General features: G+C 76.3%; 4 protein-coding genes. 2 read left to right on the forward strand and 2 right to left on the reverse strand.

The window, feature by feature from the left end; all coding sequences use genetic code 11:
• Positions 1 to 178: 178 nt before the first annotated feature.
• Positions 179 to 1081, forward strand: coding sequence for a sulfurtransferase (locus tag GFJ45_RS15450; protein ID WP_153398820.1), 903 nt, complete (start codon positions 179 to 181; stop codon positions 1079 to 1081).
• Between the two features lie 30 nt (positions 1082 to 1111).
• On the forward strand, positions 1112 to 2266 hold the full coding sequence (locus tag GFJ45_RS15455) for a winged helix DNA-binding domain-containing protein (RefSeq protein ID WP_153398822.1): 1155 nt from the start codon (positions 1112 to 1114) through the stop codon (positions 2264 to 2266).
• Here the strand turns inward: GFJ45_RS15455 and GFJ45_RS15460 are convergent.
• Together GFJ45_RS15460 and dusB are read right to left on the reverse strand one after the other, a co-directional pair.
• Positions 2263 to 2865: an anti-sigma factor domain-containing protein gene (locus GFJ45_RS15460; protein ID WP_153398825.1), complete on the reverse strand. Its 603-nt coding sequence runs from the start codon at positions 2863 to 2865 to the stop codon at positions 2263 to 2265. The two genes, GFJ45_RS15455 and GFJ45_RS15460, sit on opposite strands and share 4 nt — an antisense overlap.
• A gap of 31 nt (positions 2866 to 2896) precedes the next feature.
• Positions 2897 to 3943, reverse strand: a 1047-nt coding sequence (gene dusB / locus GFJ45_RS15465; RefSeq protein ID WP_153398828.1) for a tRNA dihydrouridine synthase DusB, incomplete at its 5' end; no start/stop codon positions are given.

The following is a 3943-nucleotide window of genomic DNA, read 5'->3' on the forward strand; positions in this document are numbered from 1 at the left end:
GCAGCTGGCCGACGCCGCCGCCGCACCGGGCATGGTGCGGGCGCTGCGCGCCGAGGGCGTCTCCTCCCGCGCGGTGGGCGCCGGGGCGCTGCAGGTCTCGCCGCCGTTCGTGCTGACCGACGCCCAGGCCGAGGAGCTCGCCGCTGCGTTCGGCCGGGCGCTGGACGCGGACTGACGCGTGCACCCGCTGATCGGCGCGGGCGAGCTGGCTGCCCTCCTCGATGGTGCGCCGGCGGAGCGGCAACCGGTGCTGCTCGACGTGCGGTGGCAGCTGGGCCGGTCCTCCCGGGAGAACCGCGACGAGTACCACGAGTCCCACCTTCCCGGCGCTGCTTTCGTGGACCTGGAGACCGCCCTGTCCGGCGAGCCCGGACCCGGCGGGCGGGGTGGACGGCATCCGACGCCGGACGCGGCGCGGCTGCAGCAGGCGCTCCGCGCGGCCGGGGTGCGCCAGGACCGCCCGGTCGTGACCTACGACGCGGGTCCCTCGCTCGGGGCGGCCCGCGCCTGGTGGCTGCTGCGCTACTTCGGCAAGTCCGACGTCCGGGTCCTGGACGGGGGGCTGGCCGCCTGGCGCGAGGCCGGGCTCCCGGTCGCCGGCGGTGAGCCGCAGCCGCCGCTGCCCGGTGACGTCGTCCTGCGTCCCGGCCACCGGGAGCTGCTGGACGGCGACCAGGTGGCGCGTGCCACCGGTAGCCGGCTGCTGCTCGACGCCCGCCCCGCGGAGCGGTACCGCGGTGAGCGTGAGCCGATCGACCCGGTCGCCGGGCACATCCCGGGCGCGGTGAGCCTGCCGGCGCTGGACCTGCTGGACCCGGACGGCCGGTTCCTGCCACCGGAGGCGCTGCGGGAGCAGCTCGCCGCCGCCGGCGTGGGCGGGCCCCGTGCCGCCGGTGCCGCGCCGCCGGTGCTGTACTGCGGCTCCGGGGTGCAGGCCTGTCACCTGGCGCTGGCGGTCGAGCACGCCGGCGTGGGCCCGGCGCCGGCGCTGTACCTGGGCAGCTGGAGCGACTGGGTCAGCGACCCGGACCGCCCGGTCGAGACCGGGAGCGGCGCGGTCGATGCAGCCGAGCGCCGGTGACGGCGTCCCCGGCCTCGAGGCGGTGACCCGATGAGGGCCCGCGACGTCCTCCGGCAGCGGCTCAGCACCCAGCGCCTCACCGCCACGCCGCTGCCCTCGGCCGCCGACGTGGTGGCGCTGCTCGGCTGCGTGCAGAGCCAGGAGCGCGACCACGCCTTCTTCTCGCTGGGGCTGCGCACCCACGGGGCCACCCACGCCGACGTGACCGCCGAGTACAACGAGGGCGGCTTCCTGCGCACCCACATCCTGCGCCCCACGTGGCACTTCGTGCGGCCCGAGGACCTGCGCTGGATGCTGGCCCTCACCTCCCCCCGCGTCGAGGCGTCGATGGCCGCCCGGCACCGGCAGCTGGGGCTCGATGACCCGCGGCACGTCGGCCGGGCGCTCGATGCCCTCACCGACCTGCTCTCCGGCCGCAGCTACCGCACCCGGACCGAGATCGGCGAGGCGTTCGCCCGCCACCCCGGGCTACCCAGAGCAGGCCCCCAGCTCGGGCACCTGCTCCTGCTCGCCGAGCTGCGCGGGCTGGTCTGCTCGGGGCCGCTGCGGGGCGCCCACCACAGCTACGCGCTGGTGGAGGAGGTCGTTCCCCCGGCCCCCGAGCTCGCCCGGGAGGAGGCACTCGACCGGCTGGTGCGCCGGTTCTTCGCGGGGCACGGCCCGGCGTCAGCGCAGGACTTCGCCCGGTGGTCGTCGCTGACGGTGACCGACACCAGGGCCGCGCTGGCCGGGACCGGCGACGACCTGGAGCGGGTGGAGGTCGACGGCACGACGCTGTGGTTCGACCCGGCCGCACGGGCCCGGGCCCGCCCGGGTGCGCCGTCGACGTTCCTGCTGCCGGTCTACGACGAGGCCGTCCTCAGCTACCGGCAGCTGAGCTTCCCTGCGGCCCCGGGTCATCCCTACGCCGAGCGACCCGACCCGTTCTGGGCCTGGATCATCCAGGACGGGACCAACGTGGGGCTGTGGAAGCGCACCGTCGGCGCCCGCCGGGTCACCGTGGAAGCCCGGGTCGCGACGTCGCTGCAGGCCAGTGCCCGGGAGTCGGTCCAGGCCGCCGCGCAGCGACTGGCCGACTTCCTGGGCCGGGAGCTGGACTACCGGGAGCGGGAGGGCCGTCCGCAGCTGTGGGGGGGTGAGCGGGGCCACCCCGCCACGCGGCGCCGCCGGCCCGCCCGCGGCTAGCTCGCTGGGGTGGTCAGCTCCCCCCGCCAGAGCGTGCGGCCGCTGTGGCTCGGGTCCCCGTCGTAGGACTCCAGGCTGACCTCGACGACGGGGTAGCCGCTCAGCTCCAGCGTGGCCGGGACCGTGACGTCCGTCCGGCCCTCCTCGAGCACACCGACCGGGACCTGCCGGGAGCCCTGGCTGTCGACGAGCCACACCTGGGCGTAGCCGTCGGCCACGTCCGGCATCTCGGCGGGGAAGAACCGCAGCGTGCGCCCGTCGTCACCCTCCAGCAGCTCGACCTCGGTGTCCTCGACGGCGCTGTCCATCCCGACCAGCTCGGTGAAGGCCACCCGGTCACCGTCGTCGACCGACGGCCCTCCTAGCAGCGAGACCAGCGCGGCGACGAGAGCGCCGAGCAGGAACGCGCCGGCGAGCGCCGCCCACACCCGCGCGGGGGTGGCCAGGCCGCGCGGACGCTCGACGTCCTCGTCCTCGTCCAGCAGGTCGTCCAGGTACTCCTCCCGCCCCGGCGGGGGCGGCTGGTCATCACCGTCGTCCCGCGGCCGCGGCGCCGGGTCGTCCCGGCGCTCTCCTGGGTGCTGCTGGTCGTCCGCCATTCGCGCCACGGTACCGGCCGGCGAGGCCGGCTCAGCCGCCCGACACGGACAGCTCGGCCTCGGCGATGGCGCGGCGGTGGCTCTCGTCCAGCTCCCGGCTTCGCAGCCACCCGTCGGGGAGCGCCACCTGCCGTGGGGAGCCGGCGCGGCCGCGCTGGCCGTCGGCGGCCTCCCGGGGCCAGGGCTGGCTTAGGTCGAGGGTGGCGATGAGGTCATCGAGGGCCGCCAGGCTGTCGACCAGCCCGAGCTGCTGGCGCAGCCGGCCGCCCACGGCGAAGCCCTTGAGGTACCAGGGGATGTGCTTGCGGATGTCGCGGCAGCCCTTGCCCTCGTCCTCGTGGAACTCCGCGAGGTACTCGGCGTGCCGGCGCAGCACCTGCGCCACCTCCGCCAGCGAGGGCTCGACGCGGGCGCGGGACCCGGCGAACGCGGCGGCCAGGTCGGTGAACAGCCAGGGCCGTCCCAGGCAGCCGCGGCCGACGACCACGCCGTCGCAGCCGGTCTGGCTCACCATGGCCACCGCGTCCTCGGCCGACCAGATGTCGCCGTTGCCCAGCACCGGGATGCTGGTGACCGCCTGCTTCAGCTCGGCGATCCGCCGCCAGTCCGCCTGGCCGGAGTAGGCCTGCGCGGCGGTACGGGCGTGCAACGCCACCGCTGCGGCGCCCTCCCCCTCGGCGACGCGGCCGGCCTCGAGGAAGGTCTGGTGACCGTCGTCGATGCCTACGCGCATCTTGACGGTGACCGGCACTCGCGCCGGCGAGGCCTCGCGCACGGCGGCGGCCACGATGCTGCGGAACAGCTCCAGCTTCCACGGCAGCGCCGCGCCGCCGCCCTTGCGGGTGACCTTGGGCACCGGGCAGCCGAAGTTCAGGTCGACGTGGTCGGCGCGGTCCTCCTCGACCAGCATCCGCACGGCTGCGCCGACGGTGGCCGGGTCCACGCCGTAGAGCTGGACGGACCGGGGCGACTCGTCCGGGTCGTGCTCGACGAGGCGCATCGAGACCGGGGTGCGCTCGACCAGCGCCCGGGAGGTGACCATCTCGCTCACGTAGAGGGAGGTGGCCCCGCCGGCGCC

It is taken from the genome of Ornithinicoccus halotolerans (assembly GCF_009602535.1).
Taxonomy (GTDB): Bacteria; Actinomycetota; Actinomycetes; order Actinomycetales; family Dermatophilaceae; genus Ornithinicoccus; species Ornithinicoccus halotolerans.

What these genes read in the sequence shown, in the direction of transcription:
- GFJ45_RS15455 (WP_153398822.1), top strand. Translation starts at nt 1,112, where the DNA reads ATGAGGGCCCGCGACGTCCTCCGGCAGCGGCTCAGCACCCAGCGCCTC.
- GFJ45_RS15460 (WP_153398825.1), bottom strand. Translation starts at nt 2,865, where the DNA reads ATGGCGGACGACCAGCAGCACCCAGGAGAGCGCCGGGACGACCCGGCG.